This window comes from uncultured Ferrimonas sp. (assembly GCF_947489035.1).
GTDB lineage: Bacteria > Pseudomonadota > Gammaproteobacteria > Enterobacterales > Shewanellaceae > Ferrimonas.
The window spans coordinates 43,284-60,358 of sequence record NZ_CANLCI010000004.1; the positions used below are offsets into that span (position 1 = coordinate 43,284).

Genomic DNA, 17,075 nt, shown 5'->3' on the forward strand with positions numbered 1-17,075 from the left:
TTGACGTACTGCACTATGATGCAATAAATAGGCCACTAATAATATCGTTCAGGACTCAGATGGATCGATTTTGAGCTCATTTGGGATCTCAAGCTCGGTCGGCAACGCCGTTGGGCGGCGACCACGGCCAGATTGGAACTGTTTTAACTGGAAAACATACGCCAAGATCTGCGCCACGGCCGTAAACAATCCCTCAGGGATGGGTTTATCGATCTCTGTCGAGTGGAATATCGCCCGAGCCAAGGCGGGAGAGGATACCACGGGGATCTCATATTCCCGTGCAATTTCCCTGATTTTTAACGCGATTTCATCGTTACCCTTGGCCACCATCAGCGGCGCAGCATTCACCGACTTATCGTACTTCAATGCCACCGAATAGTGGGTTGGGTTAACCACCACCACATCGGCGTTGGGCACTTCCGCCATCATCCGTCGTTGCGCCATCTCCCGCTGCAACTGGCGAATGCGCCCTTTCACTTCCGGCTTGCCTTCGGTTTGCTTGTATTCGTCTTTGATCTCTTGCTTGCTCATTCGCAGCTGTTTGCTGTGGTTCCAGATCTGATACGGGGCGTCAATAATCACGATGATCAGCAGCGAACAGCACAGCAACACGAACAGCTCTAACAGCAGTTCCACCGAGTTGCGAATGGCGCCCGCGGGAGAGCCGGTAGACAGCTGCAAAATGTGCTCGAAATTGGCGCTTAACAGTAAGTAAGCGCTGATGGCGATCACCAAGAATTTGGCGATGGATTTCACCAGTTCAACCAGCGCCTGCACCCCAAACATGCGCCCAAACCCTTTAATCGGGCTCATCTTATTGGCTTTGGGCGCGGCCGCACTCCAACTGAAACTAAAGCCACCCAAACCGATGTTGCCAATAAAACCGGCGATGGTCAGGGCAACAATAAAGGCCAACAACGGAAACGCCATTTCCGCCAACACCCCTAAAAACACCTGGCCAAATTCCACCCCGCCGAAGATCTCGGCGCGGCTCATCTGAAACTGATTTTTAGCAACCTGCAGCGCGGCGGTGGCAATGTCTTCCCCCATCGCCATCATCGCGACGGCGGCGGCCACTAATACCGATGCGGTGCCTAACTCTTTTGACCGCGGGACTTGGCCTTTCTTTTTGGCCTCCTCCCGCCGCTTGGGCGTCGCTTCTTCTGTTTTTTCTTGATCGCTGTCGGCCGCCATTTATGGCACCTCGCAGGTCAGTTGCAGAATGTCGCACATCAGGTTTTGCCCTTGCTGCCACACGCTATTGAAGTGAGGCAGAATGCCGCCCAAGGTTAGCCACAGGATCAAAATGCCCGACAACATGGTAATGGGAAAGCCGATCGAGAAGATGTTTAACTGCGGCGCTGCACGGGTCATCACCCCGAAGGAGAAGTTGATCAGCAGCAACGCCGTAGCCGCCGACAGCGACATGGTTAAGGCGTTGGCGAAGGTTAGCCCCACAAACTGGCCGATTTTCTCTAGGCTTTGCGGCTGCAGGGATTCGCCAATTGGCAGGGTGTCGAAACTCAGCACGATCATCTTGATCATCACCAAGTGGCCATCCACCGCAAAAAACAGCAAGGTGGTCAGCAACAGATAAAACTGGCCGACAATCGGCACTTGCTGGCCATTGGTGGGATCCACCATCGACGCAAAGCCGAGCGAGGTTTGCATGCCGATGATCTGCCCAGCCAACACAAACGTCGAGATCACCAACAGGCTGACAAAGCCGATGGTGATGCCAATCAGCAGCTGCTGGGCGGTAACCACCATGCCGTGGGGCGAGAACAGCTCAATCGCCGGTGGCGGCGGCAGAACGGGGGCGACGGCAGCGGTGATCACCAGCGACAACAATAAGCGAATGCGAGCCGGCACCGGCCCACCGCCGATGGTGGTCATCACCATCAACATGCCCGCGATGCGGAACAGCGGCCATAACACCGCCCGCAACCAGTCAAAAATCACCGGCAGCGGCAGTTCCATCAGCCGATCACCTGCGGGATCATGTCCACCAAGTTGAACACGAAGTCCATCAGCACCTGCACAATCCAGTGGGCGATGGCCATCAGCGTTAACAGGGTAACCAGCAAACGGGGCAGGAACGACAGGGTTTGTTCGTTGATCGAGGTAGCGGCCTGAAACACCGCCACCACTAAGCCAACCAGCAAGCCGGGGACGATGATGGCGGCCACCAACATCACCACCACTTGCAGCGCTTGGCGAAAAATATCAACGAAGGCTTCTGGGGTCATGTGCTGCCCAGCCCAAAGCTTACCGCTAAGGTGCCCAGCACCAGGTTCCAGCCATCCACCAGCACAAACAGCATGATCTTAAACGGCAGCGACACGATCATCGGCGACAGCATCATCATCCCCATCGCCATCAGTACCGAGGCCACCACTAAGTCGATCACCAAAAACGGAATAAACAGCATGAAGCCGATCTGAAAGGCGGTTTTGAGTTCGGAGGTGACAAAGGCGGGGATGATCACCGTCATCGGCAGCTCTTGCGGGCTGCTGGCGCTGGTGTTGCCGCTGATCTCAGTAAAGGTGTTCAGATCGGTCATGCGGGTTTGCGACAACATAAAGGCGCGCATTGGCGCCTTGGCTTGTTCTACCGCTTCCAACGCGCCGATCTGTTCGCTCATGTAGGGCTCAAGCGCGTTGTCGTACACCTCGTCAAGCACTGGGGTCATGATAAACAAACTCATGAACAGCGCGATCCCCAGCAGCACCTGATTGGATGGGGTTTGTTGCAGCCCCAACGCTTGACGCAAAATCGCCAGTACCACAATGATGCGGGTGAAGCTGGTCATCAGCACCACCATCGCGGGCAGGAACGACAGCGCGGTCATCAACGCCAGGATCTGTAAGCTGACGGTGTATTCCTGCTGACCATTGGCGCCGGTCACAACCGACACCGCCGGAATGCCGGTTTCGGCCAACGCCAACGAAGGCAACAGTAACGCTGCCACGGCAACGAGTAGGGCTAGTGGCACCTTAGCGCTCCTGCTTTTGTTTGAATTTTTCCATCAGCGAGCCAAACTGCACCGGCTGCTGCGCGGGCAAAGGTTGCTCGAGCTGCTGCAACAAGCGGGTGCCGTTACTGCCGCTGGCCAGCAAGTATTGCTGCTCGCCCACTTGCACCACCAGCAACCGCTCTTTCGGGCTCAGTGGCAGGCTGGCCACCACTTTCATCGGCCCTTGCCCTGCCATTGGCAGTTGCAAGCGTTTGCTCAACCACGCCAACGCCACGATCAACCCCACAATCAGGCCCAGACTGCCGAGCATGGTTAAGTAGGATTGCTCGGCTGAAAACGGTTCTGCCGCAACGGGAGCGGCCACCAGCAGGAGCGATAAGGCGCGGATCATTTCAGCTTCTTAATGCGTTCGGTTTGGCTGATCACATCGGTTAAGCGGATCCCAAACTTATCGTTCACCACCACCACTTCGCCGTGGGCGATCAAAGTGCCGTTCACCATCACATCCAGCGGCTCACCGGCCACGCGGTCCAGTTCCACCACCGAGCCTTGGTTCAACTGCAGCAAGTTACGGATCGACAACTGGCTGCGGCCCACTTCCATCGAAATGGTGACGGGGATGTCCAAGATGGTGTCGAGCTTGCGGCGCTCTTCCGCGCTGATGTCGTTACTTTGGTCAAACGACTCCAGCGGCACCGGCTCGGCTTGCTGCTCTAACGCGGCCGCCCACTCGTCGGCTAAATCGTCTTGGTTACTCGGATCGTCAATCATCGCTTACCTTCTTAATTACTGCTCTTCGCTGTCGCTGTCGGCGTCGAAGCCAATCTGCAAACCACCCCGACGGGTAATGCTTTGCAGCTCGTTTTTATAGGATTTCGGGCGTGGAATGCGTTCGCTGATCCGCACCGCCACGTTGTCGTTGCTGCGGCCCATTTTGCCGCGGAAGGTGGGCAGTTCTTCCACTTTCAGCAGCACATGTTCGGGCATCTCAATCGGGATCACGTCACCGGCCTTCAGCTCCATGATGTCGCGCAGGGAGATCTCTTGCTCCACCATGGTCGCTTCGATGTTCACCGGCACGTCCATCACTTCATCTTGCAGGGCCTTGGCCCAACGCATGTCGGTGTCTTGCTTATCGCTTTGCACCCCGGCATCCAGCAACTCTCGGATCGGCTCAATCATCGAGTACGGCATGGTGATGTGGAAATCGCCCCCGCCGCCATCCAGTTCAATGTGGAAGCTGGACACCACCACCACTTCGGTGGGGCTAACGATGTTGGCCATCGCCGGGTTCACTTCGGAGTCGAGGTACTCAAACTCCACGTCCATCACCGGCGACCAAGCGTCTTTGTAGTCTTCAAACACGGTTTTGAGCAACAGCTGAATGATGCGGCGCTCGGTGGGGGTAAATTCCCGCCCTTCAATTTTGGCTTGAAAGCGGCCGTCGCCACCAAAGAAGTTGTCCACCAAGATAAACACCAAGCGGGCTTCCATGGTCACCAAACCGGTGCCCTTAAGCGGACGAAACCGCACCATGTTCAAACTGGTGGGCACAAACAGCGAATGCACGTATTCGCCAAACTTCACCATCTGCACGCCGTTGATCGACACTTCGGGGCTGCGGCGCATCATATTGAATAAGCTGATCCGCAGATGTCGCGCAAAGCGCTCGTTCACCAACTCTAGGGTCGGCATCCGCCCACGGACAATCCGATCCTGCGAGGTAAAGTCGTAGGTTGAAGCACCGGATCGCTGTTCCGGTTCATCCTCTTCTACGTCATCAACCCCATGCAATAGCGCGTCAATTTCGTCTTGGCTTAGCAGATCGCTCATCGAATTCTCTTATTGCATCACGAAGCCGGTGAACAACACCCGCTCCACTTGAGGATGGCCGGTAATGGATTGCATCGCCGTTTGCACGTTCAGCAGTGCCCGCGCCCGCAACTCCTCTTTGCCTTCACGGCTGCGAAGGTTTTTGCCTTCGGCGCTGGAAAAGGTTGTCAGCAGGGCATCGCGCAGCAACGGCGTGTGTTTCCGCACAATCACTTGGGCTTCTTCACTGCGCACCTGCAGCTGCACTTTTATCTGCACCACAAAACCGCGGTTATCACCAGGCAGGTTGAACAGAAACGGTCGCGGCAAACTCACGTACGAGGCCGTCATCGGTTTGGCGGCGTCGGTGGTGGTGGTCCCCGTTGGTGTGGCTGGGCTGTCATCGCTGCCCATAAAGAACCACGCTGCCGCGCCACCAAGCCCCAACACTAACACCAGCGCCACAACGATAATGATTAGCTTTTTACGGGACTTAGACTGTGGTTTTACTTCTAATTCTAGGGACTCTTCCGCCATTAGACTGCTTTCTATTTGAATGGATTTGGAAACGGCTTAGATTACCATAGCTAACGCCTAGGCGTAGTAATCTATGCCGCCATCGCTGCTGCGGTTGGCGATACTGATGCTTTCCTGTTCAGCATCGATAAAGCCATCGCCAAAACTGCCCTGCTGCTGGCCACTGCCGCCCTCTTGTTGCTGCTGGGACTGCTGCTGGGAAATGTCGGTTTGCCCCAATTGTAACCCTTGCTGTTGCAGCATCTCTCGCAAGCGCGGCAACGCTTGTTCAATCAGATCTCGTGCTTGCCCCTGCTGCGCCACAATCTGCACATTGGCTTGATCGCCATTCATCTGCACTCGCACCTGCAGTGCGCCCAATTCTGGCGGATCTAAGCGGATCTCGGCGGTCATTTTATCGCTGTTGATCATCAGCTGCAGTCGGTCGCGCAGCTCCGGTGCCATTCGGTCGGCGTTCACCGGCTGACGCAACTGCGCTTCGGCGGTGGTTGCTTGGGCTTGAGCGGCGGCGGCGGGGCTGCGGCCATCGGCTCGGGGGCTCGATTGCAGCCCTTGCAGTTCAGCTTCGTGACCAAACTCGGTGCTGCCAGCGCCAGTCAGCGCTTCCGCTTGGGCGGCAGACAGCAAACCGCTTTGCTGTAGGGGCTCTTGCTGCACCTTAGCGAGTAACTCTGGCTTCGCACTGGCCAATTGCGCGGCCAGCTTGTCTTTATTCACCACCGCGTCGTCGCTGCTCAGCTCGGCGCTGTCGCCGGCATGGATGTCGCTGTCCGCGTCATCGCTGAGCGCGGCCGTGGGATCCAGCGTATTGCTGAGCCCGCTGGCCTCTTTCGTGCTGACGCCCATGGCGGCTGGGGCGACGGTACCCGCCTTAAGGTTGGTCTGGGCATCGCTGCCGCTGGCTACTCCGCTGCTGATCCCCGTATGGGCGGCACGAAGCAGCGCTTCGGTGCTGTCGTCTTCGCTGCTGTCATCTTCACTGCTGTCGGTCGCGTTGTCGGCAACAGCGCCCTCAGGGGCAACAGCTTGGGGGCCAAACGCCGCCAAGGCGCCTGCGCTTACCGCCGTGGCGGCTGCCGCAGAGGCTTCCGCGTCAGGCTCATCGGCGCCGAGCTCCTCGGAGTCAGTCTCGCTCTTGGCCGCGGCAAACAAGCCCGCGAACAGGCCCGTGTCGGCCTCTGCCGCATCAGTTGGCACGGCCTCCGTTGGCACGGCATCGGTTTGGCTCGCCTTTGCCGCAGAAGTGCCGCTGGAGGATAACAAGGGAGCGTCATTGGTAAGGGGGGCAGTGGCAACCTCGCTGTCGTCACCGCTTGGCGCTTTGGTGCTGCTGTCGCCGGTCAGGGCAGCAAACAGAGATCCTAATTGGGTCAGCAGTGATCCCGGATCTTCGGCGGCAACCGCTTGCCCATCTGGCAAGGTCTTGCCCGTAGCCTCCGCCTGCGACGGTGGCGTGGGTTCGGCGTCGCTGTCGCCGTTCATTAGCCCCGAAAACAGCTGTTCAAATTCAGCCCCGGCGTCGCTGCCCTCGCTGCCAGTGCTGGCTTCAGCGCTGGTTGCTGGCGTAGCCATGTTCAAAGGGGAAGCAATATTGGCCATATTCGATCCGATCAAAACGTAGATAACAGCGCCAAGCGCTAGGGGGGCCAGTCTTCGCTTAAACCAATGACGTTAAGCGACGCGACCAAGAAAACCAAAATTAAGCAAAAAACAGGCCAAGGAGGAAGTTAACGGCGACGACGGAGGTATTGTTGGGTAGCAAACTCATCCAGCGCCCCTTGTTCGCGCTTGGCTTGCGCCGCAAGCTGCTGCTGCTCCGCCTTTTCAATCAGCAGTTGCAACGCTTGCTGGCGCTGTTGCGCTTCTTGCCACAGCTGCTGCTTGTGGGTGACCGCTTCGGTGGCGCTGCGCTGCTTCACCACATGCTGGCTAATGGTGGTGTCGAGCTTAGAGATAAAGTAATGAAACTGCTGGTATTCTGACGCTTGCAAAGTGGTACCCGCCTTTTGTTGCGCCTGTTTGACGTAATCCCAACGGTAGCGCTGCAACTCATCCATCTGCTCTTGCAAAGCGGCTTCGGTCGACCGCGCTTGGCGCAGCTCTAATCCCGCTTGCTCCAGTGCTTTATCCACCATCACCAGCACTTTACGCAGCTGTTTCGGATCCGCCATTAGGTCTGCTTAGCTCCTATTTACACTGGGCAGCGATCCGCGCCATCTGCCCTAAGCTGTCTTGAAAATTCACCGGTGATCGCATCGGCTGCTGCAAGAAGCTGGCTAACACCGGCTGCAGCGCAATGGCTTTGTCGACGGTCGGATCGGCGCCTTTGCTGTACGCGCCAATGGCGATCAGATCTTGGTTTTGACGGTAAGCCGACCACAGTCGTTTGATGTTTTGCGCCGCCTCCAAGTGCGCGGCTTCGGTCACCTGCGGCATCACTCGGCTGATGGAGGCTTCCACATCAATCGCGGGGTAGTGGCCGCTTTCCGCCAAAGCACGGCTGAGCACCACGTGGCCATCCAAGATGGCACGAGCGGCATCGGCAATGGGATCTTGCTGATCGTCGCCTTCGGTCAATACGGTGTAAAAGGCGGTAATGCTGCCTTGGCCGGGGCCACCGTTACCGGCGCGCTCCACCAATTTTGGCAGCTTGGCAAAGACCGATGGCGGATAGCCTTTGGTGGCCGGGGGTTCGCCAATGGCCAGAGCGATCTCGCGCTGGGCTTGGGCGTAGCGCGTTAACGAGTCCATCAGCAACAAGACGTTTTTGCCGATGTCGCGAAAGTATTCGGCGATGCGGGTGGCGGTTTCACAGGCGCGCAGACGCATCAAGGGGCTGGTGTCGGCGGGGGCAGCAATCACCACCGCGCGGGCGCGCCCCTCTGGCCCTAAGATCTCTTCGATAAACTCTTTCACTTCGCGGCCACGTTCGCCCACCAAGCCAACCACAATCACATCGGCGTTGGTGCCGCGGGTCATCATCCCCAGTAACACCGATTTACCCACCCCAGAGCCCGCCATCAGGCCCATGCGCTGGCCAACCCCCACGGTGAGCATGCCGTTGATGGCGCGCACGCCAACGTCGATGGGTTGCTGCACCGGACGGCGTGCCATCGGGTTGAGGTGGATCGCGTGGGTGCTGACCCGCTGCCGCGTTTGCAGGGGCCCTAAGCCATCCAGCGGCTGGCCGTTGCCATCCAGCACGCGGCCAAGCAATTCGGGGCCCGCTTGCAGCCCTTGCCGCTGCCCTAATGGCGTTACTCGCGCCCCAGGCAGTACCCCTTTCAGCTCGTCAACAGGCATCAGGTAGAGAATTTGGTCGTCAAAGCCCACCACTTCGGCGGTCAGTTCGCCCGCTTCGGTTTCGATCGAGCACAGCGAGCCCACAGGTGCCCGACAGCCCACCGCTTCCAGCGTCAGCCCAACCACCCGCAGCAACTGGCCTGACGCCACCATTGGGATCGGGTGCACGTTGTCCTGCCAGCTGCGCAGGCGCGCGCTTAGGCGCTCACTGCGACGGGTTTTCATTATCACTGGTTGGCGAGAGCGGTTGCGCGGCCTGAGCATCCGCTTCGGCCGAGGGTGGCGCGGCGCTGTCTGGGGCTGCGCGATCTTGGGCTTGTGGATCTTGGGCTTGTGGATCTTGGGCTTGTGGATCTTGGGCTGGCGGCTCGTTGGCCTCGGCCACCGCAGGCGCGGCTTGCAGCGGTTGCGCCGGTGGGTATTCCGGCTCGGTAACGGCGGCTCGGGGGGTGCTGGCGAACTGTTCCAGCACCTTGCGCAAGCGATCCTCACCCAGCACCGCCACTTGGCTGCGCTCGGTGTGAATTTGCAACGAGCCCTTGGCCAGCGAAGGCTCGAGCTGCAGTTCCCAATTGCGCTTGGCCAGCTCGTCGCTGCCGTAGCTTTGTTCAATCAATTGTTTGTCGTCGCCATTGGCGCTGACGGTGATCTGTTGTCGCTGCTGTGGCAACGCCGCAATGCCGGTTTGCAGCGCGTGCAACAAGGCCGCGTCTGACGTGGTCAGTTCAACCTGCACCACCGCTTGCGCCAGTTTCATCGCTAAGGTCACCAGCTCGCGCTCAACCTGTTCGTCCACCGCTTGCAGTGGCGCGATCAGTTCATTCAGTAAGGCATCCAGTTGGCCACAACGCTGCACAATTTCGTGCTGCCCCGCTTCAATGCCTTGGCTGCGGCCTTGTTCAAGCCCCTGTTGCAGCCCTTGTTCGGCGCCCTTTAAGCGGCCTTCGGCAATGCCTTGCTCAAACCCTTGCTGTTTGCCTTGGTCAAAGCCCTCTTGCCACGCCTGTTGCTGGATCGCTTCGATCTCTTCCAAGGTTGGCGGCTGAGGCAGATCCGCTTCGGGCTCGGGCTCTTTGCTTTTGGCCGCTAAGCCTTCGATGGCCGTGTCGCCCTGCTCCACCTCGGTGAAGTCCTGCAACTGCCAATCTTGGGCATCTTGTTGGTTTAGGTATGCGGCACGGCGCGCTTCAGTAGAGTCCATCGATTATAAGAACTCGTCGCCGCCGCCACCGCCGAGCATGATTTCGCCCGCATCGGAGAGTCGACGCGCAATCGCCAAAATCTCTTTCTGGGCGGTCTCAACATCGGAGATCCGGATCGGCCCCATCGCTTCCAGATCGTCGCGGATCATGTCGGCCTGACGTTTCGACATGTTGCCCAGCAACTTGTTGCGTAGGCCATCGTCGGCGCCCTTCAGTGCCGGCATCAAGACCTCTTGCTGCACTTCGCGCAAGATCGCCTGAATGCCACGGTCGTCGACGTCGGACAGGTTCTCGAACACGAACATCAGATCTTGGATCTGCTGTCCCAGCTCTTCGTCGTTGTCGCGGATCTGCTCCATCAACATCGATTCCACGCCGGTGTCCATGTAGTTCATGATGTCGGCAGCGGCCTTCAAGCCGCCCATCTTGGCCGCCTGTGCCCCCGCTTGACCCGCAAACTGTTTCTCCATGATGTCGTTCAGCTCTTGCAAGGCGGCCGGTTGCACCTCTTCGAGGTTGGCAATACGCATGGTCAGATCCAACCGCACCCGCTCGGAGAACTGCGACAAGATCTGCGCCGCTTGATCGGGTTCGAGATAGGACAACACGATGGTTTGGATCTGTGGGTGTTCGTTCAGGATGATGTTGGCTACCTGTCGGGCGTCCATCCACTTGAGGGAATCGAGGCCGGTGGCGCCGCTGCCCATCACGATTTGGTCAATCAGGTTGCCGGCTTTGTCTTCGCCCAGCGCTTGGGTTAGCGCCTTACGCACGAAGTCGTGGCTGTTGATGCCGATGGAGCTAAAGCGCTGGATCTCTTCTAAGAACACCCGATGCACGGCGGCGACTTTTTCCTGGGCGAAATTTTGCATCCCCGCCATCGCCATGCCCACTTTCTGCACCTGCTTTGGCTCTAGGTTTTTCAACACCTGCGCGGCATCAGCCTCGCTTAAGCTCAGCAGCAAGATGGCGGTCTTTTCAATGCCGGTTAAACCGCTGATATCAAATTCAGCGCCGTTGTCAGCATTGGCGGTCGCAGGGGTTTTAGGCATCTTCTTCTAACCAGGTTTGGATCACTCGGGTCGACAGCTCAGGCTCGTTGGCCACCAAGGCGCGAATGGCGCGCAGCATGTCGTCGTCTTTGCGTAAGTCTGGCAACAAAATCGAGCCATCGTCGGCGTAGGTGTAATCGGCGGTGTCGTTGTTCAACAGGCCGATGGCTTCGCTGCCAAACTGATCTTCCAGATCCGCCAGTTCGTTGCCGGCATTGGCTTGCTCTTGTTCCACTTGCTCTGGGAACAACAGACGCTTGATCATCGGGCGCACCACCACCAGCAGCAGCACCAGCAGCACCAAGGCGCCTAAGCTCAGCTTCAGCACGCGCCAGAACCACGCTTGCTCAACCAGCGGCACAGCCAATTCTTCCGGCAACAGTTGCTCGGCAAACGGCACCGACACCACTTCCAGCACATCGCCACGGCTTGCATTATAACCCACGCTGCCAGCCAGCAGCCGTTCGATGGATTGCAGCTCCTGCTCCGAACGCGGCTGCATGGTGACTTGGCCATCGGCGCCGGTCACCGGCTTGAAGTCGACCGCCACCGATAAGGTGACCCGTTGTACCGTGCCCACTTGATTGCGGGTGTGGCTAACGGTGCTGTCGAGTTCGTAGTTGCGCGTGGCTTCGCTGCGGTTGCGGCCATTGCGTATTTTTTCCGATTGGCCCGCGCCGCCCACTTCTTGAGGGATATCAGCCGCAATGGGCGGCTGGTTGGTTAACGCGCCGGGGATCCCCGAGGCGACACCGCCGCCTTGGTTGTCTTCCACCAACATCTCACTGCGCAGCGAGGCATCGGGGTTAAATTTGCGGGTGGTTTGCTCCTTGGCGGAGAAATCCATGTTGACGGCCACTTGGGCGGTGTACTGGCCAATTCCCAGCACTGGGATCAACAGCGAATCCACTTTGCTGAGGAACAGTTGCTCCTGCTTGATCTGCAGTTCCAGTTCGCGGCGGCCACGGGCGGTAATGGTGTCTTGCGAGCCCGAGTGCAGCAGCCGCCCATGTTGGTCGGTTACGGTGACTTTGTCGGTGCTCATGCCGTGCACGGCAGAAGCGACGATGTCGACCACGGCATCCACTTCGCTTTGCTTCAGTTCGGCCCCGCGCCCCAACGTAACCACCACGGTGGCGCTGGGCTGCTGTTTCTGGCGGGCAAACACGTTGTGCTTCGGCAAGGCCAAAATCACTCGAGCGCGGCTAACGCTGCGCAGTTCGCTGATCGCCCGCGCCAAGCTTTCCTCTTGGCTTTTCTTTAGGCGTGCCTGCTCCAGCCGTTGGCTTACGCCAAAGCCGCTGTCTTGATTGAGGAAGTCTTGCTGCTGCCGCGCCGCGCCTAACCCCGCACGGGTCAGCTTCAGTTTGATGTCGGCGTACTGATCTTCTGGCAACGAGAGGATGCTGCCATTGAGCTGATACTCGATCTGCTGCTTATCTAGGAAGTCGAGGGTTTCCACCAGTTCGGCGGTTTCCATCTCGCCCAAAGGGCGATAGGCGGGCTCTTGCGCCCACAGCATCACAAATACCGCCAAGGCTAACGAGATCGCTAGCGCCAAGATCAGGCTGATCTGGCGCAGCACATCCACGTTGCCCATGCTGGCTAACGGGCTGGACTGATTTTCTTCGATCTGATTGCCACCAGTATCTGCTGGCAATTGTGCTGTACCACCCTGTACCGCAAGATCAGTTGATGGAGTTACTTCGGCCACTACAGCACCTCAACCGGTTAAACCGGCATATTCATGATTTCTTTGTAGGCATCAACCAGCTTATTGCGCACTTGCACTGTGGCTTCAAACGCCACGCCAGCTTTCTCTTTCGCCAGCATGGTATCACCCAAGGTAACGCTGTCGTCGCCTAATTCGAACCGGGTGGCCATTTCGCTGGAGGTGGATTGCATTTGATTGACGTGATTGATGGCATTGGTCAACAGATCGCCAAAATCACTGCCATTACGCACCGTTGGGGTCAGATTTCCCGCTTGGGATCCCGCCTCAACCGCCATGGTATTCATCTCAGCCAACAGCGATTGGTTGTTGATTTGCATAGGTGATTATCTCAGTCGAAAAAATGACATCAAAACGATGCTCGACACTGTATGCAATTTACACACCAGTGTCATGGAGTAATTGTTCAGGGCGCAAACTATGCCGGAATTTCGTAACCGGCGTCACGCATTTTGGCCAATTTATAGCGTAGGGTGCGCGGGCTTAATCCCAATTGCTCGGCCACCGCTTTGCGGCTGCCATCGTGACTCAGCAGCGAATCCAGAATGATTTGAAACTCTTTATGTTTCAAATCACTGCTGAGATCCGTGCCGCGCTCGCTGGTCTCTACTGGGGCGGCTTCAGCGGCGGCCACTGGCGCCGTTGGCGTTACCGGTGGCGGAATAATGGCTGCACTGGCCAGCGGCGGGGCCATGCCGTCAATAAACAGATCCGCTTCGGTCAGCTCGCTGCCTTGGCACAGGATCAGCGCCCGCTGCATCACGTTATCCAATTCGCGTACGTTCCCTGGCCATTGGTGCTGCAACAGCTGCGCCTGCGCGCCGCTGGATAATTGCGGCAACGGCAGGCCGCTGCGACTGGCGTGGCGCGCTAACAGGTGTTGCGCCAGCGGCAGCACATCGCCGCGGCGATCCGCCAACGCCGGCCACGTCAGTGGGAACACGTTCAAGCGGTAATACAGATCTTCACGAAAGCTGCCCTGCTCCACCGCTTGGCGCAGATCGCGGTTCGAGGTGGCCAGCACCCGCACATCCAAGCTGATGGTTTTGCGTGAGCCTAAACGTTCCACTTCACGCTCTTGCAGCACCCGCAGCAACTTGGCTTGCAGGTTCAGATCCATCTCGGTGATCTCGTCCAGTAAGATGGTGCCGCCTTGGGCTTGCTCAAATTTGCCCGGACAGGCTTGCACCGCCCCAGTAAAGGCGCCCTTTTCGTAGCCAAACAGGGTCGCTTCTAACATGTTGTCAGGGATCGCGGCGCAGTTCAGTGCCACAAACGCCTTGTTATGGCGCTTGGACTTGTGGTGAATGTGGCGGGCTAGCACCTCTTTGCCGGAGCCACTTGGGCCCAGCACCATCACTGAGGCATCGGACTGAGCGACCCGGGCAGCCAGCGCCAACAATTGTTTCGAGCTCGGATCCCCCACCACCGGATCGTGGCTGTCCGGCACCGCCGGTTGCAGATAACGGCTGATCTGATCCAGCAGCACCTGCGGCGCAAACGGTTTAGAGAGGTAATCGTTGGCACCAAAACGCATCGCTTCCACCGCGGCGTCGATGCTGCCGTAGGCGGTCATCAGCAAAATCGGGATCGCGCTGTCTTTGGCGCGCAGGGTTTTCAACAGCGTTAAGCCGTCCATGCCCGCCATCTGCACATCGCTGATCACCAGATCGATGGCGTGTTGATTCAACTGCACCAACGCTGCTTGGCCATCGCTGGCTTCCACGCAGCGGTAGCCGCCTAACAACAAGGTATCCACCAGCGCTTCGCGCAGGCCCAAATCGTCCTCGACCACCAAGATGGTGGCGTTACTGCGGGGGTGACTCATTGGTTCGCTCCTGTTTGCCAGCGGGGGATGATCACGGTAAAGCAGCTGCCTTGACCGGCCACGGAACTGACTTCTAAGCGGCCGCCGTGGCTGCGGCAAACGCTTTGCACCACCGCTAAGCCCAAGCCGGTGCCGTTGGTTTTGGTGGTGTAAAATGGGCTTAAGATGCGCGCCTGAGTGGCCTCGTCCATGCCGCTGCCATTATCCAGTAATCGCAGCTGCACAAAGTTGCCTTGGGGTTCTATCTGCAGTTGCAGCGCGGTGGCGCCGGCTTCTAAGGCGTTGATCACCAAGTTGCCCATGGCGCTCACTAAGGTATCTAGGTTGGCGTTTATCTGGCCGCAAGCGGCGCTGGGCGCCAGCCACGAGGCGCCGCGCTGGCTCAATTGGGCGTCGCAATGCTGCTGCAGTTGCTCTGCCACGGTGGCTAAGGCCACTGGCTGCAGCTGCTGTTCGTTGCCGCCACGGGCAAACAGCAGCAGATCATTCACCCGCTGCTCAAGCTCGCCCAAACGGGCCATCAGTTTGTGTTGAAAACGATCGCGGCCGCGGTCATCCAAATTGCGGTTCGACAGGTTGGCGGCGTACAGCAGCGCTGCCGACAGTGGGGTGCGAATTTGGTGGGCTAACGAGGCGGCCATTTTGCCCAGCGCCGATAACCGCTCAAGGTGCGAGATGTTATGCTGCAACTGTCGGGTTTCCGTCAGATCGGTCAGCATCAGCAGTTGCCCCGGCTCAGGATCCAAGGCGCGGGTGGCCAGTTTGACTCGGCGGCCATTACGCAATGAGATCTCGTGGCCATCATCACGCTGGGGCGCAAACGCCCGCTGAATGATCTGGCGCCAACGCAGCCCCAACAGCGGTTCCCCAAGCAGTTCAACCGCTTGTGGATTGGCTTCCACCACCACGCCGGACTCATCCAGCACCAATACCCCGGCGGGTAAAAGCTGCATCAGGTGGTGCAAACGGCTGCTGGCTTGATGTTGTGGTTGGGACGAAATCGGCACGGCGGCCGCGGCCTGTGGCATAGCGCTTCCTGTCAATAAACGGCGATTGCACGAATTTCTGTCACATTAAGCAGTATTCGTACCAACTGGAAGAAAACAACAAAAAAGCAACGCGCTAAGGCGTTGCTTTTTGATTTTGATCACACTAGCGAAGTTAGCTGCCGTCTTTGTTGAGGCCGTACTTACGCATCTTCTCAACCAAGGTGGTACGGCGCATTCCCAGCAGTTCCGCCGCCCGGGCGACCACATTGCCGCCTTGATCCAGTGCTTGGCGGATCATGTCGATCTCCAGCTCAGACAACATGTCTTTCAGGTTAACCCCATCTTGTGGCAGCTCACTTGGGAAACGGCTGTCGTTCACTTCAACGGTTTCTTCACCGCTGAACAACGCCGCCAACATGTCGCCCTCTTGTTCCGCTTCGGGGTACTCGTCGTTGATCTCCGGCACAAACTCGGGCACATCAACGTAGCGGTACTTGATTGGCAGATCGTTAACGTCCACCAAGCCGCCAGGACAGAGGATCACCATTCGCTCAACCAAGTTAGACAGCTCACGCACGTTGCCAGGCCAGCGGTGTTCCACCAGCGAATCCAAGGCGCGGCGGGTAAAGCGCACCTTGCCTTTGCCTTCGCCTTCAAGCCGACTGACCAATTCGTTCAGCAGCAGCGGTACGTCTTCCGCGCGTTCACGCAGGGCGGGCATCTCGATTGGGAAGACGTTCAAGCGGTAATAGAGATCTTCACGGAAATCCCCCGCTTCAATCATCTCTTCCAGATGGCGGTGGGTTGCCGCCACAATGCGGACATTGGCTTGCACCTGCTTGCTGCCACCCACACGTTCGAAGCAACGCTCTTGCAGCACGCGCAGAATTTTCACCTGCATGTGCGCGGGCATGTCGCCAATCTCATCCAAGAACAGGGTGCCGCCGTCGGCCAATTCAAACCGGCCTTTGCGGTTGCTGATGGCACCGGTGAAGGCGCCTTTTTCGTGGCCAAATAGCTCACTTTCCAGCAGATCCGGTGGAATGGCACCGCAGTTAACGGGGATGAATGGGCCGTCGCGACGATCCGACAAGTAATGGATATTACGCGCCACCACTTCTTTGCCGGTGCCGGACTCGCCAGTAACCAGTACGCTGGCTTCCGCTTTGGCCACCTGCGCGATCAGCTGCCGTACCTGCACCACCGCTTCACTGCGGCCAACCAAAGAACGGAACAGTTTGGTTTGGTTGGCGCTGGTTGGCACGCTGTTGCGGCGACTGCGACGGTACACCTGACAGAAGTGCAGCAGTTCTGTGACTTCTGGGTAGGTGAAGGGCTCCGCTAAGGCACCCAGCACGTTCGCCTGTTCGATGTCGGTTGCACCGATAATCAAAAACGGTTGCCGAGCATGGCGCTGCAGGATCGCCGGTACCGCACCAATCAACATCTCGGCGGCCACGATCACCGCGCGATAAGGATTACGAGTTAACGCTTGGTCCAACTCTTTGGGTGCGATCTGTTCAACCTGCTCACCAAGAAACGCTAACAAATACTCAAGTTTTTGTTGGCGTGAAGGGTTGCTGTCGACAAGCAGAATTTGTTGATCAGTTTGCATTACGATGGGTGAACTCTTTCAACCGTGA

At 58.1% G+C, this 17,075-nt stretch carries 18 protein-coding genes; all 18 read right to left on the reverse strand.

From position 1 onward, the window contains the following. Positions 1–48: 48 nt before the first annotated feature. The 18 genes from flhB to Q0796_RS03865 all read right to left on the reverse strand — a co-directional run bounded on the left by flhB (position 49) and on the right by Q0796_RS03865 (position 17,047). On the reverse strand, positions 49–1,194 hold the full coding sequence (gene flhB, locus Q0796_RS03780) for a flagellar biosynthesis protein FlhB (RefSeq protein WP_298440417.1): 1,146 nt from the start codon (positions 1,192–1,194) through the stop codon (positions 49–51). After that, positions 1,195–1,980, reverse strand: coding sequence for a flagellar biosynthetic protein FliR (fliR, locus tag Q0796_RS03785; protein ID WP_298440418.1), 786 nt, complete (start codon positions 1,978–1,980; stop codon positions 1,195–1,197). Then, a complete protein-coding gene (fliQ, locus tag Q0796_RS03790) occupies positions 1,980–2,249 on the reverse strand; it encodes a flagellar biosynthesis protein FliQ (protein ID WP_298440419.1) in 270 nt (89 codons plus the stop codon). Before fliQ ends, fliR begins: the two co-directional genes overlap by 1 nt. Continuing rightward, complete coding sequence (fliP, locus tag Q0796_RS03795; RefSeq protein ID WP_298440420.1) at positions 2,246–2,995, reverse strand: flagellar type III secretion system pore protein FliP; 750 nt, start codon at positions 2,993–2,995, stop codon at positions 2,246–2,248. Before fliP ends, fliQ begins: the two co-directional genes overlap by 4 nt. Position 2,996: 1 nt before the next feature. Next, entirely contained in the window at positions 2,997–3,368 is a 372-nt protein-coding gene (gene fliO, locus Q0796_RS03800; protein ID WP_298440421.1) for a flagellar biosynthetic protein FliO, read from the reverse strand. Continuing rightward, entirely contained in the window at positions 3,365–3,748 is a 384-nt protein-coding gene (gene fliN / locus Q0796_RS03805; protein ID WP_298440422.1) for a flagellar motor switch protein FliN, read from the reverse strand. Before fliN ends, fliO begins: the two co-directional genes overlap by 4 nt. Positions 3,749–3,763: 15 nt before the next feature. Beyond that, a complete protein-coding gene (gene fliM, locus Q0796_RS03810) occupies positions 3,764–4,810 on the reverse strand; it encodes a flagellar motor switch protein FliM (RefSeq protein WP_298440423.1) in 1,047 nt (348 codons plus the stop codon). Positions 4,811–4,819: 9 nt separating this feature from the next. Then, on the reverse strand, positions 4,820–5,326 hold the full coding sequence (gene fliL / locus Q0796_RS03815) for a flagellar basal body-associated protein FliL (RefSeq protein ID WP_298440424.1): 507 nt from the start codon (positions 5,324–5,326) through the stop codon (positions 4,820–4,822). Between the two features lie 57 nt (positions 5,327–5,383). Then, positions 5,384–6,925 carry a flagellar hook-length control protein FliK gene (locus tag Q0796_RS03820; protein ID WP_298440425.1) on the reverse strand — a complete coding sequence of 514 codons (1,542 nt, stop codon included), beginning with the start codon at positions 6,923–6,925 and terminating at the stop codon, positions 5,384–5,386. A 128-nt stretch (positions 6,926–7,053) separates the two neighbouring features. After that, positions 7,054–7,497, reverse strand: a complete 444-nt coding sequence (gene fliJ, locus Q0796_RS03825) for a flagellar export protein FliJ (RefSeq protein ID WP_298440426.1) — start codon at positions 7,495–7,497, stop codon at positions 7,054–7,056. A gap of 16 nt (positions 7,498–7,513) precedes the next feature. Then, on the reverse strand, positions 7,514–8,854 hold the full coding sequence (fliI, locus tag Q0796_RS03830) for a flagellar protein export ATPase FliI (RefSeq protein ID WP_298440427.1): 1,341 nt from the start codon (positions 8,852–8,854) through the stop codon (positions 7,514–7,516). Continuing rightward, positions 8,835–9,830, reverse strand: a complete 996-nt coding sequence (locus tag Q0796_RS03835; protein ID WP_298440428.1) for a FliH/SctL family protein — start codon at positions 9,828–9,830, stop codon at positions 8,835–8,837. Before Q0796_RS03835 ends, fliI begins: the two co-directional genes overlap by 20 nt. 3 nt (positions 9,831–9,833) lie before the next feature. Then, positions 9,834–10,883, reverse strand: a complete 1,050-nt coding sequence (gene fliG, locus Q0796_RS03840) for a flagellar motor switch protein FliG (protein WP_298440429.1) — start codon at positions 10,881–10,883, stop codon at positions 9,834–9,836. Continuing rightward, entirely contained in the window at positions 10,876–12,543 is a 1,668-nt protein-coding gene (fliF, locus tag Q0796_RS03845; protein ID WP_298440589.1) for a flagellar basal-body MS-ring/collar protein FliF, read from the reverse strand. The genes fliG and fliF overlap by 8 nt, the downstream gene beginning before the upstream one ends. A gap of 71 nt (positions 12,544–12,614) precedes the next feature. After that, positions 12,615–12,935: a flagellar hook-basal body complex protein FliE gene (gene fliE, locus Q0796_RS03850; protein WP_298440430.1), complete on the reverse strand. Its 321-nt coding sequence runs from the start codon at positions 12,933–12,935 to the stop codon at positions 12,615–12,617. Positions 12,936–13,033: 98 nt separating this feature from the next. Further along, positions 13,034–14,443 carry a sigma-54 dependent transcriptional regulator gene (locus Q0796_RS03855; RefSeq protein ID WP_298440431.1) on the reverse strand — a complete coding sequence of 470 codons (1,410 nt, stop codon included), beginning with the start codon at positions 14,441–14,443 and terminating at the stop codon, positions 13,034–13,036. Then, positions 14,440–15,471, reverse strand: a complete 1,032-nt coding sequence (locus tag Q0796_RS03860; protein WP_298440432.1) for a HAMP domain-containing sensor histidine kinase — start codon at positions 15,469–15,471, stop codon at positions 14,440–14,442. The genes Q0796_RS03855 and Q0796_RS03860 overlap by 4 nt, the downstream gene beginning before the upstream one ends. A gap of 133 nt (positions 15,472–15,604) precedes the next feature. Continuing rightward, complete coding sequence (locus tag Q0796_RS03865; RefSeq protein WP_298440433.1) at positions 15,605–17,047, reverse strand: sigma-54 dependent transcriptional regulator; 1,443 nt, start codon at positions 17,045–17,047, stop codon at positions 15,605–15,607. Between the last annotated feature and the right edge of the window lie 28 nt (positions 17,048–17,075).